Here is a 3,393-nt window from a genome sequence, read left to right on the forward strand (position 1 = left end):
CCACTGCTGCCCCCGTCACCTCAGAGCTAGAACCGGCAGCAACTAGCACCCTTGCCCCTTATGCTCCCAATCAACTGATTCTCAAGTTCAAGCAAGGGATCACCAGCGCCGAAGTTGCTCAGTTTCAGTCCCTCTTTGGTGCTGTCAGCACCCAGACGATTAAACTAACAGGGGCAGAGATTTGGAAGTTATCCGGGTCGCTCTCTGTGGAGAAGATTCTAAAACAATATCGCTCCCATCCGATTTTTGAATACATTGAACCCGACTATATTCGGACGGTGGGTGCATTTACTCCCCAGGCCACGTTCCCCAATGACCCCAGTTTTAATCAACTTTGGGGATTGCATAACACCGGACAAAGTGCCGGTACTCCCGATGCCGATATTGATGCCCCGGAAGCCTGGGATATTCAAACCGGCAATCCTAATTTAGTGATTGGGGTTATTGATACGGGGGTTGACTACAATCACCAAGACCTAGTTGGCAACATCTGGACAAACCCGGGGGAAATTGCTGGAGATGGCATTGACAACGATGGCAATGGCTACATTGATGACATTCGCGGTTGGGACTTTGCCTACAACGACAATAACCCCAGTGATGTTGATGGTCACGGAACCCATGTTTCGGGAACCATTGCTGGCAAAGGAAATAATGGGGTCGGTGTGACGGGGGTGGCCTGGAATGCCAAAATCATGCCCCTGAAGTTTTTGAATGATCAAGGATCAGGCTCTACCTCCAATGCTATTTTGGCAATTAACTATGCGACGGCCAAAGGAGTTAAGCTCACCAATAACTCCTGGGGAGGTGGAGGCTATAGTCAAGCGCTCTACGATGCGATTAACGCTGCGGGTCAGGCGGGAGCTTTATTTATTGCGGCGGCTGGTAATGATGCAAAAAACACTGACACAAGCCCCTCCTATCCTGCCAGCTACAACCTAGCTAATATTATTTCTGTTGCTTCCACCACCCGCACCGATGCTCTCTCTTCTTTTTCTAACTATGGCTTAACCAGCGTAGATTTGGGTGCGCCTGGTTCAGAGATTTACAGTCTAGCTCCTGGTGGTGGATACGCGACCCTTTCAGGGACATCCATGGCCAGTCCCCATGTGGCAGGGGCGGCGGCTTTGTTGTGGTCACAAAATCCTACCTGGACGGCACAACAGGTGAAAAACGCCTTAATGAACACGGGAGAGCCGATTGCGGCTCTAGCCGGTAAAACGGTTTCTGGTAAGCGGCTCAATGTGTTTAACGCCTTGGCGGGGGCTAACTTACCTTCCGTAACCGTCAGTGTCAGCCCGGCCAGTGTGCAGGAAGACGGTACGACTAACTTAGTTTACACCTTTACTCGCACTAACTTAAACCTGAGTTCTCCCCTGACCGTTAACTTCGGGGCGAGTGGCATAGCCAACGCCGCCCCGGTGGGAAGCTACCCAGCCGATTACAACGTATTAACAGGTAGTGGTGTCATCTTCGACCCGACGACGAAATTGGGAACCGTCACTTTTGCCGCCGGTGCGACAACGGCAACGGTCGTGGTTGATCCCATTGCTGACACCGTACAGGAAAACAGCGAATCAGTTATTTTAACCGTCAATTCTGGGACGGGCTACATTGGTGGTTCTCCTAATACAGCAACGGGAACTATTATTTCTGAGGAAGGATTTACCACCTACTTCTGGGATGATTTTGCCAATAACAGCAAGGGTTGGACTCTGGGTACAGAATGGCAAATCGGTGCTGCCACAGCTTCTACAGGTCACGTATATGGGAACCCTGATCCCGGAACGGACAATACTCCCACAGCCGATAATGGTGTAGCTGGGGTTGTTATTGGTGGAAATGCCTCTACAGCCTTGCACGACTTCTATTATTTAACCAGTCCGGTTATCAACACCAGCACGGCCAATCAGTTGTTCTTTGAATTTGCCCGTTGGCTCAATAGTGACTACACTCCCTATATGCAGAACAAAGTTGAGATATTCAACGGTTCTAGCTGGGTCAATCTTTTGCCTAGCAATTTCGACGAGGCTCCAGGAGTCCAAGATAACGCTTGGACCCCTCAACAATTTGATATTAGTGCCTACAAGAGTGCCTCAACTCAAATTCGTTTCGGGTTCAATGTTGGTGGCTCTGGTGTATTTACAGTAAGTTCGTGGAACCTTGATGATGTCAAAATCTATGGTGATGGCGGTGTTACCTTACCTGTAATCACAGTAGTAGCCAACGATGCCGTGGCTGGTGAACCCGCCAACAATGGTCAATATACCCTCACTCGCACCGGTGACACCACCAGCGACTTGACGGTGAATATCGCCATGAGCGGCACGGCAACCAATGGCAAGGATTACACTGCCATTCCAGCCACGGTAACTTTTAAATCGGGTTTTTCCACCGCAACGGTTGACCTCAATGTCATTGACGACACCCTCGTAGAAGGCACGGAAACCGCCACCCTCACCGTCTTAGCCGGCTCTAGTTATACCCCCGGCAGTTTAGGCAATAAGTCTGGCTCCGCTACAGCAAGTCAAGGTAATGGCAACCTAGCTGCCAGTGCAACTGTAAGCATTGCTGACGATGAGCCGCCTCTGAACACAATCACCCTGGATGCGGCAGATACGGGATGGTACGATGTCACAGGATACCACGATCCTGGTAATACTAATTATTTTGTGGGAGATTTGAGTTTACTTCACCGCAACTGGTTTACTTTCAATCTGCCGACGTTGACCGCCCCGATTATCAGCGCTCAACTGAAGGTGAACACCTATGACTACAATAGTCCGCAACCAAGTGAAACCTATGAGTTACGGGATGTCACGACGGCGGTACCCACCTTAACGGCGGGGGGAAGCGGTAAAACGGCGATTTATGCTGACTTAGGAGATGGTGCTATTTATGGCAGCCGAACCTACACCAATGGAGACGATAACCAGTTTCGTACCATTGACCTCAACGCCGCCGCCATCAGTGCCTTGACAGCCAAAAGTGGTCAAGCCTTTGCCCTCGGTGGTTTATTGACAACTCTGGATACGATTGACAACAGCGAGTACGTCTTTGGTTTTTCAGAAGGTTTTGTAGGAGATGTGCAGTTAATTCTGAATACGGGTACCGCGACAAAATCAATCTCAATCGCCAAAACCACCGATGGTAACGAAGCCGGTTCAGTAAGCAGTGTCTTTACCCTCACCCGTACCGGCGACCTCTCCAGTGCCTTAACCGTCAACTACACCCTGGCGGGTACTGCTACCCTCGGCAGCGACTACAATGATCCCAGTTTAGGCCAAGCCACCTTTGCGGCAGGTGCGGACAAAGCCACCATCACTCTGCCCACCATCGACGATAGTGTGGTAGATCCCAGTGAAACGATCATCAGCAAAATTACCGCCCCCG

The 3,393-nt window shown here is 50.5% G+C and carries 1 protein-coding gene; it reads left to right on the top strand.

What is annotated here, in order from left to right; all coding sequences use genetic code 11:
* Positions 1–3,393, top strand: a 3,393-nt coding sequence (locus PX481_RS05875) for a S8 family serine peptidase (RefSeq protein WP_288093967.1), incomplete at both ends; no start/stop codon positions are given.

This window comes from Microcystis sp. M53603_WE2 (assembly GCF_030065435.1).